Source organism: Burkholderia sp. LS-044 (genome assembly GCF_004803625.1).
GTDB lineage: Bacteria > Pseudomonadota > Gammaproteobacteria > Burkholderiales > Burkholderiaceae > Burkholderia > Burkholderia cepacia.
Genome location: NZ_SSWO01000007.1, coordinates 282,893 through 301,480, shown reverse-complemented (window position 1 = coordinate 301,480; position 18,588 = coordinate 282,893). Strand labels below are relative to the sequence as shown.

Sequence of the window (18,588 nt, the reverse complement as noted above, 5' to 3'; positions counted from 1 at the left end):
CGCCGTACGGGCGCAGTACCGCGCGCGTCATGATGACTTGCGCACGCGCAGGTACCAGTCGCAAAGCAGCCTCACCTGCTTCGGCGTATAGCCCTTCGCGACCATCCGGTTCACAAAGTCCTCATGCTTGCGCTGCTCCTCCGCCGAACCCTTCGCGTTGAACGAAATCACCGGCAACAGTTCCTCGGTATTCGAGAACATCTTCTTCTCGATCACGACGCGCAACTTCTCGTAGCTCGTCCACACGGGGTTCTTGCCGGCGTTCGCCGCCCGTGCACGCAACACGAAGTTCACGATCTCGTTGCGGTAATCCTTCGGATTACTGATGCCGGCCGGCTTCTCGATCTTCTCCAGCTCCGCGTTGAGCGCGGCGCGGTCGAAGCTCTCGCCCGTATCGTGATCGCGGAACTCCTGGTCCTGGATCCAGAAGTCCGCATACGTGACGTAGCGGTCGAAGATGTTCTGGCCGTACTCCGAATACGACTCGAGGTAGGCCGTCTGGATCTCCTTGCCGATGAAATCCGCGTAGCGCGACGCCAGTACGTCCTTCACGAAGGACAGATACTTCTGCTCGGTTTCCGGCGGGAACTGTTCGCGCTCGATCTGCTGCTCGAGCACGTACATCAGGTGCACGGGGTTGGCCGCGACCTCGCTCGAATCGAAGTTGAACACGCGCGACAGGATCTTGAACGCGAAGCGTGTCGACACGCCCGTCATCCCTTCGTCCACGCCCGCGTAGTCGCGGTATTCCTGGTACGACTTCGCCTTTGGATCGGTATCCTTGAGGTTTTCGCCGTCGTACACCTGCATCTTCGAGAACAGGCTCGAATTCTCCGGCTCGTGCAGGCGCGACAGCACCGAGAACTGCGACATCATCTTCAGCGTGCCCGGTGCGCAGACGGCCTCGGCCAGCGACGAGTTGCGGATCAGCTTCTCGTAGATCTTGGTCTCTTCCGATACGCGCAGGCAGTACGGCACCTTCACGACGAAGATCCGGTCGAGCAGTGCCTCGTTGTTGCGGTTGTTGCGGAACGCCTTCCATTCCGACTCGTTCGAGTGCGCGAGGATGATCCCGTCGAACGGAATCGCGCCGAAGCCCTCGGTGCCCTTGAAGTTGCCTTCCTGCGTGGCGGTGAGCAGCGGGTGCAACACCTTGATCGGCGCCTTGAACATTTCGACGAACTCGAGCAGGCCCTGGTTCGCGAGGCACAGGCCACCGGAGTAGCTGTACGCGTCGGCGTCGTCCTGCGCGTACTGTTCGAGCTTGCGGATATCGACTTTGCCGACCAGCGACGAGATGTCCTGGTTGTTCTCGTCACCGGGCTCCGTCTTCGCGATCCCGATCTGCCGCAGGATCGACGGATAGCGACGCACCACGCGGAACTGGCGGATGTCGCCGTTGTATTCGTGCAGGCGCTTGACGGCCCACGGACTCAGGATGTTTTTCAGGTAGCGGCGCGGAATGCCGTACTGTTCCTCGAGGATCGGGCCGTCTTCGTCGTAGTCGAACAGCCCGAGCGGCGATTCGTTGACGGGCGAACCCTTCAGCGAATAGAACGGCACGCGCTCCATCAGTTGCTTCAGACGCTCGGCGATCGACGACTTGCCGCCGCCCACCGGGCCAAGCAGATAGAGGATCTGCTTCTTCTCTTCGAGCCCTTGCGCAGCGTGACGGAAATATGCGACCACCTGCTCGATCACTTCCTCCATTCCGTAGAACTCACGGAACGCGGGATAGACCTTGATGACCTTGTTCGCGAAGATCCGCGACAGGCGCGGATCGTTGCGGGTATCGATGTGTTCAGGTTCCCCGATTGCTGCCAGCATGCGTTCACCAGCCGTCGCGTACGCGGATGGATCGTTCTTGCAGAGCGCGAGATACTCCTCCAGCGAGAGCTCTTCCTCTCGCGTTTTTTCGAAGCGGTTCGCGAAGCTGCTGTAAATATCCATGCTACCTCCCTCGCCTGAGTCTGAAGACGTGCCTGCCTTCGTACGACTGCGCAGAAGCAAGCGCGTTCGAATTCATCCTAAACCCTTTCTTATTTTTTTTCACGAACTCTTCGTATGAAGTTCGTCATTCTCGACAACACCGCTTGGACAACGCATTTCGTCGTTTTACAATCGATCTCCCGAGCCGCAGAAACTGCATCCGTCGCGTCTCGTCGAACAACGGAACGTCTTGTGCGTTGGACACATCCGACGTCGTCACTTCCCCCTTCATCCCTATACGTTCGAGCAGCCGTTTGCGACGACACGTTGCGCGCGCCGTTACAAATTTTTTTCGCAGCGCCCTTACGGAGATACCCGTACGACGGATGCGGGAACTTCACTCGCACCTGTGCGCACCTCCGTCGATGCAGAGCGTTCGATGCACGCAACCCTGCACGATCGTCGTTCATGTACGTCGTCTGTCACATTTCTCCACCGCAGAAACGACGACGCCCGCATGTTGCGGGCGTCGTTCGCTACCAAATGGGGATAGATGCGCGGCACGCGCGAATCAGAAGGTTTCCCAGTCGTCCGCGCCACCGGTAGCGGCCGCCTGCGCGGGCGGAGCGGCGGCCGCGACGGGCTTGCGCACCGGTGCCGCCGCAGCCGCGCGTTTCGGCGGGGCATCGCGATCGTCGCGCGCAGCAGCGACAGGCGCGGCAACCGCCGCGGAAGGCGCACGCGGCGCGTGACGCACCGCAACCGGTGCCGCGGCACCCGGCCGCGACGTGTCGTCGGCGAGCTGGAATACCGCTGCCGTTTCACGCAGGCGCCCGGCCTGTTCGTCGAGCGACTGCGCGGCGGCCGCGGCTTCCTCGACGAGCGCCGCATTCTGCTGCGTGACCTCGTCCATCTGCGCGACCGCGCGCGCCACCTGGTCGATCCCGCCGCTCTGCTCCTCGGATGCCGCCGCAATCTCGCCCATGATGTCCGTCACGCGCTGCACCGCGCCGATCACGTCGCTCATCGTGCGCCCTGCCTCGTCAACCAGCGTGGAACCCGACCGGATGCGCTCCACCGACGCGTCGATCAGCACCTTGATCTCCTTGGCCGCGGCCGACGAACGCTGGGCCAGGCTGCGCACCTCGCCCGCGACGACCGCGAAACCGCGGCCTTCCTCGCCGGCCCGCGCGGCTTCCACCGCTGCATTCAGCGCAAGAATGTTGGTCTGGAACGCGATTCCCTCGATGATCGCGATGATGTCCGCGATCTTCGCCGAGCTGTCGTTGATCTCGCCCATCGTGCCGACCACCTGGCCGACGACCGTATTGCCCTTGTTTGCAATCTCCGACGCATTCGCGGCCAGCGAACTCGCCTGGCGTGCATTGTCTGCGTTCTGCTTCACGGTGCCGGTCAGCTGCTCCATGCTCGACGCGGTTTCCTGCAGCGCCGCGGCCTGCTCCTCGGTGCGCGACGACAGGTCGATGTTGCCGGCCGCAATCTGGCGCGCCGCGGTCGCGATCGACTCGCTGCCGCCGCGCACGGTGCGCACCGTCTCGACGAGCCCGCGCTGCATCTTGCCGAGGCCCTCGAGAAGCTGGCCCATCTCGTCACGCCGGTCCACGACGATCGGCCGGCGCAGGTCGCCGGCGGCAATCGCGTCGAAATGCGCGAGCGCGTCGGCAATCGGGCGGCCGATCGCGCGGCTCAGCGTCAGCCACGACACCACCGCGGCGGCGAAGCCGGCCGCCAGCGCGACGATCGCCAGCACACGCAGCGTCTCGTACACCGATTCCGCATGATCGAAGTTGGCTTGCGCGTCACTGAACTGGTAGTTGCGCAACGCCTCGCTCGCCGTCGAGAGGTCGGTGTAGCGCGCCTGGAGCTGCTTTGCGCCGTCGCCGATGCGGTCGACCTGATTCGCCCCGAGCACGCTCGCGAACGCGTCGCACTCGTGCTGCAACGCCTGCCGCTTCGCGGCGACGTCCTGTGCGATGCGATCCTCCTCCGGGCCGCGCGGCAACGCGAGATACTTTTGCCACCAGGTGTCCGACTGCGCGCGCATCCCGCGGCTTCGCTCGATGGCAGCCGCCGCATCGGGCGTGCCGGCCAGGAGCGCCGCCCGGTCGAGGGCCAGGCGTTCGCGCGCCGAATAGATCTCGGCAAGCGAGACATCGACCGCGCTTGGCATCTGATTCTTGAAGATCTCGCGCGTCGTGCCGTTCGCGCGCGTCATTCCATACACGCCGAGCCCACCGATCACACCGAGGAGCACCGCCAGAAACGCCATCGTGAAACCGATGCGCGCACGAATCGTCAGGTTTTTGAACGCCATCATCCTTCCTGTGTTGCGTCGTGATGGACGGGACGGACCCGTCGCTTCGAAGCATTGCTTCACCTGATGCATTTACGACCATGCATCGCACAACTTGATGGCGTTTCCGCTATTTTTTCGAATTATTCGTCTGTTTATTACAAATAGCTGAACGAAAATACGTGCATCGCCGTGTACTAGCGTACACATCGATGGAAGGCCCTCCGTCGCCGGCGCGCATCGCGGATACGCGGCCGGCCGTCGTTTGCGACGAACCGGCTGCGATGCGTGATCAGGCCCTATCCGGCCAGTTCGGCAAGCGTGGGAATCGACGGTTGCGCGCCCGCCCGCGTGACCGACAGTGCCGCCGCGCGTTGCGCGAAGCGGATCGCGGTGTCGACGTCCGCCCCGGCCGCGAGCCGCGCGGAAAAGCCGCCGATGAAGGTGTCGCCGGCCGCCGTCGTGTCGACGGCCTGCACGGCCGGCGCCGGATAATGCCGCGCGGCGCCGTCGGCCGTCAGCGCAAGCACGCCGCGCGCGCCCAGCGTGACCAGCACGTTGCGCGCGCCGCCAGCCTGCAGCGCGCGGGCGGCGGCTTCCGCCTCCGCCGGGTCGCGCACCGGCAGCGCGGTCAACGCGGCCGCCTCGACCTCGTTCGGGATCAGGTAATCGACGAGCGGCAGCCAGCCGTCCGGCAGCGGTGCGACGGCCGGGGCCGGATTGAGCACCACCGTGCGGCCGAGCCGACGTCCGGCCGACAGCGCCGCGAACACCGCATCCGGCGGCGTCTCGAGCTGGCAGATCACGACGTCGGCCGACGCCAGCGCGGCCTCGTGCCGCGCGACCGTATCGGTCGTGACCTCGCCATTGCCGCCCGCGACGATCACGATCGCGTTCTGGCTCGCATCGTCGACGACGATCAGCGCGACGCCGGTCGACGCCGACGCGCTCGTCGCGAGCCCCGCGCAGTCGATCCCCTCGGCTTCGAGGCCCGCACGCAGTGCCGCGCCATGCGCATCCGCGCCGACGCAGCCGATCATCGCGACCTGCGCGCCGAGCCGCGCGGCAGCGACGGCCTGGTTGCCGCCCTTGCCGCCCGCCGCCTGCGCGAACGCATGACCGGCGAGCGTTTCGCCGGGCAGCGGCAGGCGCGGCGCCCGCACGACGAGATCCATGTTGAGGCTGCCGACCACCGTTACGCGGCCGGCGCCCGCTGCGGGCGCCGTCATGCGCGACCGCCGGAAGCCGGCGGCTCGCGGTAGATCGCCGTCGATTCACGCAGTACGAGACGCGGCGACACGACGCGACGGCGGCTCGGCACGGCCGACGAGCCGCCGCCGATCCGCTCGATCAGGGTCTGCGCCGCCATTTCGCCGAGCGCGCGCACCGACTGGCCGACCGTCGACAGCGCCGGATAGGTGTAGCGGGAGAATTCGATGTCGTCGAATCCGATGATCGAACAGTCGTCGGGCACGCGCATGCCGCGCTCGGCCGCCGCACGCAGCGCGCCGACGCCCATCAGGTCGTTGCCCGCGAAGATCGCGCTCGGCCGCACCGATTCGAACAGCCGCGACGCCGCGTGATAACCGCCGAGGCACGAAAAGTCGCTTTCCGCGATCGCGCCCGGCACGATGTCGACACCGCGCTCGGCCATCGCGCGGATGAAACCGTGCACGCGCATCGCGCTGACCGCCGTGTCGGTCGGCCCCGTGATGCAGCCGATCTTCGCGTGCCCGAGCTCGAGCAGGTGGCGCGTCGCCAGGTACGCGCCGCGCTCGTGGTCGATCTGCACGAGGTCGGCCGCGAGCCCCTCGATGTTGCGATCGACGACGACGAGCGGCGCATGGATGTCCGCAAGCGTCTGCGCGAGCACCGCATCCTCGCCCGCCGACGCGACGATCAGCCCGTCGATGCGCTTTTCCTGCAGCACGCGCAGGTAGTTGCGCTGCTTCACGGGATCGTCGTCCGAGTTGCAGAAGAACACGCAATAGCCATTGGCCGCGCACTGATCCTCGATGCCGCGTGCAAGTTCCGCGAAATACGGATTCGTGCTGTTCGGCACGACGAGGCCGATGGTCGCCGTCGCACGCGCCTTCAGCGAGCGCGCCACGGCCGACGGCACGTAATTCAGCTCGCGGATTGCACCCTCGACCTTCGCACGCACATCCGCAGACACCGGCCGCGAGTTGTTCACCACGTGCGAGACGGTCGTAAACGACACGCCCGCCATGGCTGCCACATCCTTGATCGTCGCCATTTCCCGTTTCTCTCTGGTCTGTTCTGTCTGTCTTTCTACCGCACGCGCGTGCGCCGGCTGCGATACGTATCGAGCACGACCGCCACCACGATCACCGCGCCGGTGATGATCCGTTTCGTCGGCTCGTTCGCGCCGATCTGCGCCAGCCCCGCGGCGAGCACGGAGATGATCAACACGCCGAAGAACGTGCTGATCACCGAGCCGCGCCCGCCCATCAGGCTCGTGCCGCCGATCACGACGGCCGCGATCACCTGCAGTTCGAGGCCGACGCCCGCGTTCGGGTCGGCCGCCTCGAGCCGCGAAATCTGGAACAGCGACGCGAGCCCCGCGAGCGCGCCCATCAGCGCGAATACGAGAATTTTATACGGCCTCGGGTTAACCCCGGCAAGTCGGACGGCTTCTTCGTTCGTGCCGATCCCGACGAGATAGCGTCCGAACACGGTGCGCGTCAGCACGAACTGGGCCGCGATCATCACCGCGACCGCGATCAGGAACGCCGGCGAGATGCCGAGCGCGATCGGGTTCGACAGGAAATCGAACGCGTCGCCGATATAGGCGGTGCGCGAATTCGTCAGCTGGTACGCGAGGCCACGTGCGGCCTCCAGCACGCCGAGCGACACGATGAACGACGGGATCCGCCAGCCGACCGTGACCGCGCCCGTCAGCGCGCCCGTGACGGTCGCGACCGCGATGCCGATCAGCGCGGCCGGCAGCGGCCCCCACTGCCATTTCAGCGCGGCGACGCTGACCATCGACGCGGCGAGCGCGAGCACCGAGCCGACCGACAGGTCGATCCCGGCGATGATCAGCACGAAGGTCATCCCGACCGACATCACGACGAGATCGGGAATCTGGTTCGCGATCGTGCTGAACGTATCGTAGGTCAGGAAATGCGAGCTCAGCGTCGAAAACAGCACGATCATCGCGGCAAGCGCGCCGGCGAGCCCGAGATAGTTCGACAGGCCGAGCCGCGTGCCGGACAGCGTGCGCGCGCGGCGCCCCGTCACGTCCTGCTGCGCGCCTGCGTCGGTCGGGGATACGGGAGGCTGGGTCATTGCTGTCGTCCTGTCGTCGAAGTGCCCGGAGCGGCGCCTTGCGCCTGCCCCGCGTCCGGATGCCGTGCGCCGTCCGGCGGCGTCTCGCGGCCGAAGCCGGCGAACGCCGCGGCCAGCAGTGCATCCTGGGTCCAGTTGCCGCGCTCGAACACGGCGGTCATGCGCCCGGCCGACATCACGCCGATCCGGTCGCAGATCAGCATCAGCTCACGCAGGTCGCTCGACACGACGACGAGCGCGCGGCCTTCGCGCGCGAGCGCGCCCATCAAAGTGTAGATCTCGAACTTCGCGCCGACGTCGATCCCGCGCGTCGGCTCGTCGAACAGCAGCACGCCCATGTCGCGCGCGAGCCAGCGGCCGATCACGACCTTCTGCTGATTACCGCCCGACAGCTCGCCGACCGCCTGCGCCGCACCGTGCGTGCGGATTCGCAGCGCGTCGATCTGCTGCTCGGCGAGCGCCGTTTCACGCGCGCTGTCGACGATGCCGCCGCGCGCCAGCCGGTCGAGCTGGCCAAGCGACACGTTCGCGGTGATCGACTGCGTGAGCAGCAACCCTTCGCCCTTGCGATCCTCGGTGATCAGCGCGATGCCGTGCTTCACCGCCTCGACGGGCGAGCCGATCCGCACCGGCTTCGGCGGCTGGCCGATCGCGATCGTTCCCGCATCCGGCGCATCCGCGCCGTAGATCAGCCGCAGCAGTTCGGTACGTCCCGCGCCGATCAGCCCCGAGATGCCGAAGATCTCGCCCGCGCGCACCTCGAGCGACACGTCGCGCACCGCCGTCCCGCGGGCGAGGCCCGACACGACGAGCCGCGGTGCGCCGATACGGCGCTCGCCGAGATCGATGTGCTCGCCGATCTCGCGCCCGACCATCAGCGTGACGAGCCCGTCGGACGTCGTCGCCGCCATGTCGCCCGCATGGACGAGCCGGCCGTCGCGCAGTACCGCGACCCGCTCGGCGACACGCGCGAGTTCCTCGAGCCGGTGCGAGATGTAGATGATCGCGACCCCGCGTGCCTTCAGCCGGTCGATCTGCTCGAACAGCAGCTCGACTTCACGCGCGGTCAGCATCGCGGTCGGTTCGTCGAGAATCAGCACGCGGCAGTCGCCGATCAGGTTGCGCGCGATCTCGACCATCTGCTGATGGCCGATGCCGAGCGCGCCCACCGGCGTATCGGGATCGACCGTGTCAAGCCCGACCTGGGCCATCGCGGCCCGCGCGTCGTCGCGCAACCGCGCACGATCGATGATCCCGAAGCGCCGCGGCAGGCGGTTCAGGAACAGGTTTTCGGCGACCGTCAGGGTCGGCAGCAGGTTCAGCTCCTGCATCACCATGCGCACGCCGAGCGCCTCGGCCTGCGTCCGGCTCGCCGGCGCATAGGGCTGGCCGCCAAGCTGCATCGTGCCGGCGGTCGGCTCGACGAGCCCGCCGATGATCTTCGACAGCGTGCTCTTGCCGGCGCCGTTCTCGCCCGTCAACGCAAGCGCGTTGCCCGCCTCGAGCGTCAGCGTGACCTCGGCGAGCACGGGTTCGGCATAGGTCTTGCCGATGCCGGATACGGACAGCACGGGAGAGGCTGCGCGGGAGGGTTGGGAAGTCGGGTCCATCGCGATCCTGATTGCGGCCGCGCGCACGCGGCGCGCGGGTATGACGCTCACAAGTGCATGTGCATGCAGTGGCCGTGATCGCGCTCACCCCTGATAACGGCCGCCGCGCCCGATTCTTGAGGGCGGCGGCTGTATCGGGGTTGCGTCACTTCGTCACGAGATCCACCGGCGTCTCGACCACGCCCGACATGTCGGCCTGCTTGCGATGCTCGGAGATCGCCTTGAGCGCCGTGTCGATGCCGAACACGGCCTGCTTCGCCGCGTACTGATCGGCCGTCGCGAGCACGCGGCCGTCCTTCAGCATCGGCTTGATCGCGTTGATGTTGTCGTAGCCGACCACGAACACCTTGCCCTGCTTGCCGGCCGCGCGCACGGCCGACACGGCGCCGATCGCCATGTTGTCGTTGCCGCACAGCAGCGCCTTCAGGTTCGGGTATTCGTTGAGCATCGCGGCCGCGACCGCATTGCCCTTGTCGATCTCCCATTCACCGGACTGCACCGATACGACCTTCATCCCGCCCGCCTTCATCGCATCCTCGAAGCCGGCCGTGCGCTGCTGCGCATTGGTCGTCGTCGACACGCCTTCGACGATGCCGACCTGGTCGCCCGCCTTCAGCCGCTTCGCGAGGTAATCGCCGATCTTGCGCGCGCCCTTGCGGTTGTCCGGGCCGACGAACGGTACGTTCAGGTTCTTCGATTTCAGCACGTCGGGATCGAGCCGGTTGTCGATGTTCACGACGATGATGCCGGCGTCGACCGCCTTCTTCACGACCGGCACGAGCGCCTTCGAATCGGCCGGCGCGAGCACGATCGCGTCGACCTTCGACACGATCATCTGCTCGACGATGCGGATCTGGTTCGCGGTGTCGGTCTCGTCCTTGATGCCGTTGGTGATCAGGTCGAACTGGTTCGCGTTGTGCTTCTGGTATTCCTTCGCGCCCGTTTCCATCGTCAGGAAGAACTCGTTGGCGAGCGACTTCATCACGAGCGCGACCTTCGGCTTGGCCGATGATTGCGCATGGACGGCCGGTGCGGCGGCAACCGCGACGGCGGCGAGCGCGGCGGTCAGGAAGCGACGGCGAAAGAGGACATTCATACACATCTCCTGGCGACCGGCCCCAAGGGCCGGACTATTGTTTGACTGTTGTTTTAATGTGAGCAAACGTTTGCGCCACACTACCCGGGCAATGGCCATCGATGCTGCTGTCGGTACCACGGAATGGAAGCGAGGCAGACGGCCGACTGCCTGACGCGTGCTGTTGTTTACGCGCCGCCGCCGGCGGGAAGCCGGCGGAGTGAAGGCTATGCTGTACCGATTCGCGTCGGCGCGCAACCTGTCTGATCAATATTTAAGGGTTTATTCGGAGCGCGTGTCACGCCGGATCCCGCGGCGCCGGCTCGTCTTCATCGGCTGACGGCGGCTCGCCGAATCGGTTCGCATGCGGCGTGCCGGCGATGAAGCCGTTCATCACGAACAACGCGAGCGCGCCGACGATCGGCACGAACACCAACAGCATCCACCATCCCGACTTGTCGATGTCGTGCAGCCGCTTCACACCGACCGCAATCGACGACCACGCCGCGACGACGGCGACCACGATGAGCACCAGCATCGCCAGCAGCGGCAGATCGTCATCCGGCGAGCGGTGCGAATCCGCATCGAAAAACACGCTGAGCAACGCGGAAACCAGTGCGTAGATCCACCACGGCAGGCGTCCGATCCGGCCTTCGAAGGAAAAGAGAAACCATTTCAGGTTCATTGTTTACCTCGTCGTCACGCGTGTTGCGTGCTGTGCGCCATGTTGCCGAATGTGTCCGAACGGGCAATCCGCGTGCGTTGTGTTGCGAATGCGAACGGGCTGTCGGCCATGTGCCCCGCGCTTCGTTCCGGCGTCGCGCAGGGTGTCGTTGAAGCGGGCCGGCCGGTCGGGATGGTGCCGGAGAGTCGCGGCAACACCCGTCAGCCGGTATTCACGCGCATTGAATCACAGACAAGGAGAAACGGGGCGGCCGGTATGCAGGATGGCAAGGCCCGATGCGAGGCGCTCGAACGTGCCGTCTTGATTTCTCGCTGGCAGCCGAGCGCATGTCGTGCGCCGGGTGCGGGGATGAATCGGCGGGAAACCGCGATTGCGGCCGGTGATTCGGTGAGTCTGGGTCGAACAACCAGGCGGCGGCAGATCGCCTGCCGCCGCCTGATGCATGACAGGACGTCGCGCCATCCGCGGTGGTCGCGCGGACGGCGCAGGACGTACTGTCGTCAAACGGCTTCGCGCAACAGCCCCGCGATTTCCGCTTCGTTCAGGTGCGGCGCGAACATCTCGATCAGCCGGTACGCATACGCACGCAGGAATGCGCCCTTGCGCAGGCCGACCCGCGTCGTGCTCGCCTCGAACAGGTGCTGCGTATCGAGCGCGACGAGCCCCGTGTCGCGCTGCGGATCGTAGGCCATCGCCGCGACGACGCCGATCCCCATCCCGAGCTCGACATAGGTCTTGATCACGTCGGCGTCGATCGCGGTCAGCACGACGTCGGGCACGGCACCCGCCTGCGTGAATGCCTGATCGATGTGCGAGCGGCCCGTGAAGTCCTGGTCGTACGTGATGATCGGGTACTCGGCGATTTCCTCGAGCGTCAGGTTCTCGCGACCGACGAGCGGATGGCCCTTCGGCACGACGACCGTGTGGTGCCACGAATAGCACGGGAACGTGACGATGTCCGGATAGCGGTCGAGCGCTTCGGTCGAAATGCCGAGATCGGCCTCGCCGTTCAGGATCATCTGCGCGATCTGCTGCGGGCTGCCCTGGCGCAGCGCGAGATGGACCTTCGGGAACACGTCGGTAAACTGCCGGATAACCTTCGGCAGCGCGTAGCGCGCCTGCGTGTGCGTCGTCGCGACGACGAGGTGGCCGCTGTCCTGGTCGGCGAACTGGCGCGCGACGCGGCGCAGGTTCTCGGCATCGAGCAGCATCCGCTCGATCAGCTGGTGCACGGCCTTGCCGGGCTCCGTGAGCCCCGTCAGCCGCTTGCCGCGCCGGATGAAGATATCGACGCCCAGCTCATCCTCGAGATCCTTGATCTGCTTGGACACGCCGGACTGCGACGTGTACAGCACGTTCGCGACTTCCGTCAGGTTCATGTTCTGGCGCACCGCTTCGCGCACGAACCGCAATTGCTGAAAATTCATGGGTATGCCTCTTAGGCTGTCGTTGTTTGATTGTCTGATCGGAGCGCGCTCCGCCCCCTGCCCTGCATTCCGGCGTCAACGCGCGGGAAACACACGCACCGCGCGCGGCACGGCCGTCGCACCGTCGCCGACCTGCAGCGACAGCGCACGCCATGCGTCGCGATCGAGTTCCGCCTCGAGCGCGCCGCCTGCGCGCGCCTCGAGCTCCACGCGCACCGAACCGCCGAGCGGGATCACACGGCGCACGTCCACCGCGATGCCGTCACGGTGCCCTTCGCCCGCCGGCCAGAGTTGCAGGTCGTGCGGCCGCACATACGCGTTCGCAGGACCCGCGAAATCGGCATCGACCTCGATCGGCGCAGCCGCGCCCTCGGCCACGAAGCCGCGCCCGGCGACCGTGCCCGGCAGCCGGTTGGCCGCGCCGAGGAACTCGTAGACGAACGCGCTCTGCGGATGATCGTAGACGTCCTGCGGGCTGCCGACCTGCTCGACGTGGCCGCGGTTCAGCACGACGATGCGGTCCGCGACTTCCAGCGCCTCCTCCTGGTCGTGCGTAACGAAGATCGTCGAGATGTGCAGGTCGTCGTGCAGACGGCGCAGCCAGCCGCGCAGTTCCTTGCGGACCTTCGCGTCAAGCGCGCCGAACGGCTCGTCGAGCAGCAGCACCTTCGGCTCGACCGCGAGCGCGCGGGCGAGCGCGATGCGCTGGCGCTGGCCGCCCGACAGCTCCGACGGATAACGCTGCGCGAGCCAGTCGAGCTGCACGAGCTTCAGCAGCTCGTGCACCTTGTCGCGGATCGCGCTTTCCGACGGCCGCTCGCGGCGCGGCTTCACGCGCAGCCCGAACGCGACGTTCTCGAACACGGTCATGTGGCGGAACAGCGCGTAGTGCTGGAACACGAACCCGACCTGCCGATCGCGCGCGCCGACCGACGCGACGTCGAGCCCCTGCAGCACGACCTGGCCGGCGTCCGCGTGCTCGAGGCCCGCGATCACGCGCAGCAGCGTGGTCTTGCCGCAGCCGGACGGCCCGAGCAGCGCGACCAGTTCGCCGGGCGGGAAGTCGAGCGACACGTTGTCGAGCGCCGTGAAATCGCCGAAGCGCTTCTGAAGGTTACGGACGGTGATACCCATTCTGGTTGCCTCTTTACGATTTCGACGAAACGGCGGCGGGGCCGGCGTGTGCGGGAACGGTGTCGCTCGCGCCGGCCAGTTCGGCGGCGAGATGACGCTCGGCGATCAGTTTCAAGGCGAGCGTGACGAGCGCGAGCAGCGCGAGCACCGACGCCACCGCGAACGCTGCCGCGAAGTTGTACTCGTTGTACAGGATCTCGACGTGCAGCGGCATCGTGTCGGTCACGCCGCGGATGTGGCCCGATACGACCGACACCGCGCCGAACTCGCCCATCGCACGTGCGTTGCACAGGATCACGCCGTACAGCAGACCCCACTTCACGTTCGGCAGCGTCACGCGGCGGAAGATCTGCCAGCCCGACGCGCCGAGCACGCGCGCGGCTTCTTCCTCGTCGGTGCCTTGCGCCTGCATCAGCGGAATCAGCTCGCGCGCGACGAACGGGAACGTGACGAAGATCGTCGCCAGCACGATGCCCGGCACCGCGAAGATGATCTGCACGTCGTGCGCCTGCAGCCACGGCCCGAGCCAGCCCTGCGCGCCGAACAGCAGCACGTACACGAGACCCGAGATCACCGGCGACACCGAGAACGGCAGGTCGATCAGCGTCGTCAGCAGCGCCTTGCCGCGGAATTCGAATTTCGCGATCGCCCACGACGCGCACACGCCGAACACGAGGTTCAGCGGCACGGCGATCACGGCGACGGTCAGCGTCAGCTTGATCGCCGACCACGCGTCGGGATCGGCCAGCGATTCGAGATAGAAGCCGACGCCTTTTCTCAGCGCCTCGACGAACACCGCGGCGAGCGGCACGACGAGGAAGAACGCAAGGAACGCCAGCGCGATGCCCGTGAGCAGCCAGCGCACGACGCGCGACTCGCTGACGGGGTCGAGTCGCTTCGCAGCGCGCCCTTGCTCGGCCGAAGACGGGGTTTTCAGCACGACGGTGGCCTCCTGGCTCATTGCTGGCCTCCTGCTGCGGCGGCGGTGACGGTAGCAGGCGCGGGACCGCTCGCACCCTTGCTCGTGCGGCGCTGCAGATACCACTGCAGCGTGTTGATCAGCAGCAGCATCAGGAACGACACGACGAGCATCACGACCGCCAGCGCGGTCGCGCCCGCGTAGTCGTACTGCTCGAGCTTCGTGATGATGAGCAGCGACGTGATCTCGGATTTCATCGGCACGTTGCCGGCAATGAAGATCACCGAGCCGTATTCACCGAGCGCACGCGCGAACGCGAGCGCGAACCCGGTGAGGAGCGCCGGCAGCACGGCCGGCAGCACGACGCGGCGGAACGTCAGCCAGCGCGACGCGCCCAGGCACGCGGCCGCCTCTTCCTGCTCGCGCTCGAAATCCTCGAGCACCGGCTGCACGGTGCGCACGACGAACGGCAGCCCGATGAAGGTCAGCGCGACCAGCACGCCGGCCGGCGTGAACGCGATCTTGATGCCGAGCGGCGCGAGATACTGGCCGACCCAGCCGTTGGTCGCATAGACGGCCGCGAGCGAGATGCCGGCAACCGACGTCGGCAGCGCGAACGGCAGGTCGACGATCGCATCGACGAGGCGCTTGAACGGGAACGTGTAGCGCACGAGCACCCACGCGACGAGGAAGCCGAACACGGCGTTGATCAGCGCGCCGCCGAGTGCGGACGTGAACGTCAGCCGGTACGACGCGAGCACGCGCGGCGACGCGACGGCGGTGACGAACTGGTCCCACGACAGCGTCGCGGTCTTCAGGAACGTGGCGGCGAGCGGTATCAGCACCACGAGGCTCAAATAGGCCACCGTGATGCCTAGCGTCACGCCGAAACCGGGCAGCGCGCTCGGCTTGCGAAAGGTGTACGTCGTCATCGGATGCTCTTGCTGGGTCGATGCTGCTCATGGGTCCGACGCAAACGCCGGCGCGATGCTTTGCGCCGGCGGCCCGCCGAGGGTGCGGCGCGCTGTCGTGGCGCGCCGCTGTCGTTATGGTGTTACTGCGGCTTGTAGATCGAATCGAACACGCCGCCGTCCGCGAAATGCATCTTCTGCGCATTCGTCCAGCCGCCGAAGGTATCGTCGACCGTGTACAGCTTCAGCTTCGGGAACTGCTTGGTCAGCTCCGCCGGCACGTTCTTCGAACGCGGCCGGTAGTAGTTGCGTGCCGCGATCTCCTGGCCCTGCGGGCTGTACAGGAAGTTCAGGTACGCATCGGCCAGCTTGCGCGTGCCCTTCTTGTCGACCACCTTGTCGACCACCGCGACGGGCGGCTCGGCCAGGATGCTCACCGACGGCACGACGATCTCGAACTTGTCGGTACCGAATTCCTTGACCGACAGGAACGCCTCGTTTTCCCATGCGATCAGCACGTCGCCGATCCCGCGCTGCACGAAGCTCGTGGTCGCGCCGCGTGCGCCCGAATCGAGCACGCCCGCGTTCTTGTAGAGCTTCGTGACGAATTCCTTCGCCGTCTGCTCGTTGCCGCCCGGCTTGTGCACCGCGTACGCCCATGCGGCCAGGTAGTTCCAGCGTGCGCCGCCCGACGTCTTCGGGTTCGGCGTGACGATCGAGATGCCCGGCTTGGTCAGGTCGTCCCAGTCCTTGATCCCCTTCGGGTTGCCCTTGCGCACCAGGAACACGATTGTCGACGTATACGGCGATGCGTTGTCGGGCAGGCGCTTCTGCCAATCCTTGTTGACGAGGCCCTTGTTCGCGAGCGCGTCGATGTCGTACGCCAGCGCCAGCGTGACGACGTCGGCCTGCAGGCCGTCGAGCACCGAGCGCGCCTGCGCGCCCGAACCGCCGTGCGACTGCTTGAAGTTGACGGTCTCGCCCGTCTTCGCCTTCCACTCCTTGCCGAACGCCTGGTTGAAGTCCTGATACAGCTCGCGCGTCGGGTCGTACGACACGTTCAGGAAGGTCGTATCGGCCTGGGCGTGCGTCGCGACGCCCAGCGCCGCCGCCGCGCCCAGCGCGAGTGTTGCGATCAGGCGGCCCACTCCGCCCACCAGCCCCGTATTGCGCTTGCCCATCCTTGGTTCTCCAGTGTTGTCGGTATTGCGATGTCGGGCCAGTCTAGCGAACGGGTTACATGATTAAAAATAATCGTTCCTCATTTTTTAATACTCAAAAGTGCTAACGCAGACGGGATGGACGGTTGCGGCAGATGAACCGGCGTCCGGACGTCGCAAAATCACGTCGGAACCGGCGTGATCGCGTCGAACCTCACGTAACACTTGAAATTCGCGAACTACTGTATAAAAATACAGCTCACTGTCTATCCATACAGTTGAGCCATGACCAAACTCACCGCCCGTCAGCAGCAAGTGTTCGACTTGATCCGTCGCGCGATCGAGCGCTCCGGATTCCCGCCCACCCGTGCCGAGATCGCGGCCGAACTGGGCTTCAGCTCGCCGAATGCGGCCGAAGAGCACCTGCGCGCGCTGGCGCGCAAGGGTGTGATCGAGCTGGCCGCCGGCGCGTCGCGCGGCATCCGCCTGCTCGGCATCGACGATGCCCCGCACCAGTTCACGCTCCCGCACGCCGGCCTGATGCAGCTGTCGCTGCCGCTCGTCGGCCGTGTGGCAGCCGGTAGCCCGATCCTCGCGCAGGAGCACATCTCGCAGCATTACGCGTGCGATCCCGCGCTGTTCACCAGCAAGCCCGACTACCTGTTGAAAGTGCGCGGCCTGTCGATGCGCGACGCCGGCATCCTCGATGGCGACCTGCTCGCCGTGCAGAAGCGCACGGAAGCGAAGGACGGCCAGATCATCGTCGCGCGTCTCGGCGACGACGTCACGGTCAAGCGTCTGATGCGCCGGCCGGGCGGTCTCGAGCTGATCGCGGAGAACCCGGATTACGAAAACATCTTCGTCAAGGCCGGCAGCGCGGAATTCGCGCTGGAAGGCATCGCCGTCGGGCTGATCCGCTCGGGCGAACTCTGACATTCCGTCTCGCTGAGGAGAACATCATGGAACGCCTTGCCCGCCTGCTGCCTTTCCGTCAATTCGGTCGCCTGCGTCACCTGCGCGGCCGCACGCCCTGCGCACCGCTGTCCGCGGCGGCGCCTGTGCAAGAAGAAGTCGCAGTCGAACGGCAGGCGTCCCTGCTGCCGTCGGCGCTCCCCGCTTTCGCGCGGGTATCGCTGAACGCCGGCCTGAATCACGCGGAACCCGCGCGTCGCGCGCCGGTGCGCGTCTATCACGGTCGTTCACGCCTGATCATGGTCGGCACGATCGATGCCGTGTGCCGGATGATCGATCGCTGCATTGCAGAGGAACGATCGGCCACGCCTGGCGGTCTCTGATTGCGGAACATCCCCGCACCGGAGGCAACGTGACCGGATCTTCGGGCCGCGCATGGCGGCTCAAACCCCTGCTGATCATCATGCTGGCCATCGCCGCCGTTGCGGCGATCGGCTATGCCTACGCGTCGCCGTACGTCGCGCTCGGCCGCCTGAAAACGGCCATCGATGCGCGCGATGCGCAGGCCATCAGTGAATATGTCGATTTTCCGTCGCTGCGCATCAGCCTGAAGCAGCAGGTCACGGAAGAGCTGATGCGCCGGATCGACGCGGTGAAGAAGAGCAATCCATTCGCGGTGCTCGGTGCACTGATCGGGTCGGCATTGATCGGCCCGCTGGTCGATGCATACGCGACCCCGGAGGGTGTGGCCGCGCTGATGAGCGGATTGCCACCGCGTGGCAATCCGGGAGAGCGTCCACCTGACTTGTCGAATCTGCCACCAGGCAGCGATGCATCGGGCAACACGCCGGCCGCACCAACGCCCAATCAGGCTTCGGCAAGCGCAGCCGCTCCGGGCAGCAACGCGGTAGCCGCATCATCGCCGCCCCCTGCTACTGCCGCGCCGGCCAGCCCGGTCGAAGCACCGCATTCGCCGCATCAGCAGCAAACCAGCGCCGGCTACCGGAATATCGATGAATTCGTCGTGACCTACCAGCGCAGTGCCGACGGCACGCGCTATGCGGCGATATTCCACCGCTTCGGCCTGTTCTCGTGGAAGTTGTCCGCAATCGACCTGCACGCTTGACAGGGCCCGACAGGACTTGACTGGCTCGGGGGCGTCGCCCGAGCCACTGAGGCGGCGTGACTGCCCGACCGGCA

General features: G+C 66.3%; 17 protein-coding genes. 3 read left to right on the top strand and 14 right to left on the bottom strand.

What is annotated here, in order from left to right; translation table 11 throughout:
* Positions 1-27 precede the first annotated feature (27 nt).
* From E9536_RS20645 to E9536_RS42665, 14 genes are all read right to left on the bottom strand, one after another.
* The gene (locus E9536_RS20645; RefSeq protein WP_021163181.1) at positions 28-1,950 is read right to left on the bottom strand and encodes a PrkA family serine protein kinase; all 1,923 of its coding nucleotides are present in this window, start codon (positions 1,948-1,950) and stop codon (positions 28-30) included.
* Between the two features lie 550 nt (positions 1,951-2,500).
* Positions 2,501-4,264 (bottom strand): methyl-accepting chemotaxis protein, encoded by a 1,764-nt coding sequence (locus E9536_RS20635; protein ID WP_136470517.1) that lies wholly within the window; start codon positions 4,262-4,264, stop codon positions 2,501-2,503.
* Positions 4,265-4,542: 278 nt separating this feature from the next.
* Positions 4,543-5,472, bottom strand: a complete 930-nt coding sequence (rbsK, locus tag E9536_RS20630; RefSeq protein WP_021157020.1) for a ribokinase — start codon at positions 5,470-5,472, stop codon at positions 4,543-4,545.
* Positions 5,469-6,500, bottom strand: a complete 1,032-nt coding sequence (locus E9536_RS20625) for a LacI family DNA-binding transcriptional regulator (protein ID WP_027787474.1) — start codon at positions 6,498-6,500, stop codon at positions 5,469-5,471. Before E9536_RS20625 ends, rbsK begins: the two co-directional genes overlap by 4 nt.
* Before the next feature lie 35 nt (positions 6,501-6,535).
* On the bottom strand, positions 6,536-7,555 hold the full coding sequence (locus E9536_RS20620; protein WP_027787475.1) for an ABC transporter permease: 1,020 nt from the start codon (positions 7,553-7,555) through the stop codon (positions 6,536-6,538).
* Positions 7,552-9,165, bottom strand: a complete 1,614-nt coding sequence (locus E9536_RS20615; RefSeq protein ID WP_136470516.1) for a sugar ABC transporter ATP-binding protein — start codon at positions 9,163-9,165, stop codon at positions 7,552-7,554. The genes E9536_RS20620 and E9536_RS20615 overlap by 4 nt, the downstream gene beginning before the upstream one ends.
* A gap of 145 nt (positions 9,166-9,310) precedes the next feature.
* The gene (locus E9536_RS20610) at positions 9,311-10,261 is read right to left on the bottom strand and encodes a sugar ABC transporter substrate-binding protein (protein WP_027787477.1); all 951 of its coding nucleotides are present in this window, start codon (positions 10,259-10,261) and stop codon (positions 9,311-9,313) included.
* 277 nt (positions 10,262-10,538) lie between these two features.
* A complete protein-coding gene (locus E9536_RS20605) occupies positions 10,539-10,925 on the bottom strand; it encodes a DUF805 domain-containing protein (RefSeq protein WP_049098223.1) in 387 nt (128 codons plus the stop codon).
* Between the two features lie 500 nt (positions 10,926-11,425).
* Complete coding sequence (locus E9536_RS20600) at positions 11,426-12,352, bottom strand: CysB family HTH-type transcriptional regulator (RefSeq protein ID WP_006484201.1); 927 nt, start codon at positions 12,350-12,352, stop codon at positions 11,426-11,428.
* Positions 12,353-12,427: 75 nt separating this feature from the next.
* Positions 12,428-13,486: a sulfate ABC transporter ATP-binding protein gene (locus tag E9536_RS20595; RefSeq protein ID WP_027787478.1), complete on the bottom strand. Its 1,059-nt coding sequence runs from the start codon at positions 13,484-13,486 to the stop codon at positions 12,428-12,430.
* Positions 13,487-13,499: 13 nt separating this feature from the next.
* Positions 13,500-14,447 (bottom strand): sulfate ABC transporter permease subunit CysW, encoded by a 948-nt coding sequence (cysW, locus tag E9536_RS20590; RefSeq protein ID WP_027787479.1) that lies wholly within the window; start codon positions 14,445-14,447, stop codon positions 13,500-13,502.
* Positions 14,444-15,337 carry a sulfate ABC transporter permease subunit CysT gene (gene cysT / locus E9536_RS20585; protein WP_027787480.1) on the bottom strand — a complete coding sequence of 298 codons (894 nt, stop codon included), beginning with the start codon at positions 15,335-15,337 and terminating at the stop codon, positions 14,444-14,446. Before cysT ends, cysW begins: the two co-directional genes overlap by 4 nt.
* A gap of 122 nt (positions 15,338-15,459) precedes the next feature.
* Positions 15,460-16,497 carry a sulfate ABC transporter substrate-binding protein gene (locus E9536_RS20580; RefSeq protein WP_136470515.1) on the bottom strand — a complete coding sequence of 346 codons (1,038 nt, stop codon included), beginning with the start codon at positions 16,495-16,497 and terminating at the stop codon, positions 15,460-15,462.
* Between the two features lie 87 nt (positions 16,498-16,584).
* A complete protein-coding gene (locus E9536_RS42665; RefSeq protein WP_088611371.1) occupies positions 16,585-16,791 on the bottom strand; it encodes a sodium:proton symporter in 207 nt (68 codons plus the stop codon).
* On the opposite strand from E9536_RS42665, the gene lexA reads away from it, so the two are divergent.
* Genes lexA through E9536_RS20560 form a run of 3 tightly spaced genes read left to right on the top strand, consistent with a single transcriptional unit; the run spans position 16,762 to position 18,514 of the window.
* Positions 16,762-17,409: a transcriptional repressor LexA gene (lexA, locus tag E9536_RS20570; protein ID WP_006754655.1), complete on the top strand. Its 648-nt coding sequence runs from the start codon at positions 16,762-16,764 to the stop codon at positions 17,407-17,409. The genes E9536_RS42665 and lexA overlap by 30 nt on opposite strands.
* Before the next feature lie 26 nt (positions 17,410-17,435).
* Entirely contained in the window at positions 17,436-17,771 is a 336-nt protein-coding gene (locus E9536_RS20565; RefSeq protein ID WP_006476078.1) for a hypothetical protein, read from the top strand.
* A gap of 29 nt (positions 17,772-17,800) precedes the next feature.
* A complete protein-coding gene (locus E9536_RS20560; RefSeq protein ID WP_136470514.1) occupies positions 17,801-18,514 on the top strand; it encodes a DUF2939 domain-containing protein in 714 nt (237 codons plus the stop codon).
* Positions 18,515-18,588 lie beyond the last annotated feature (74 nt).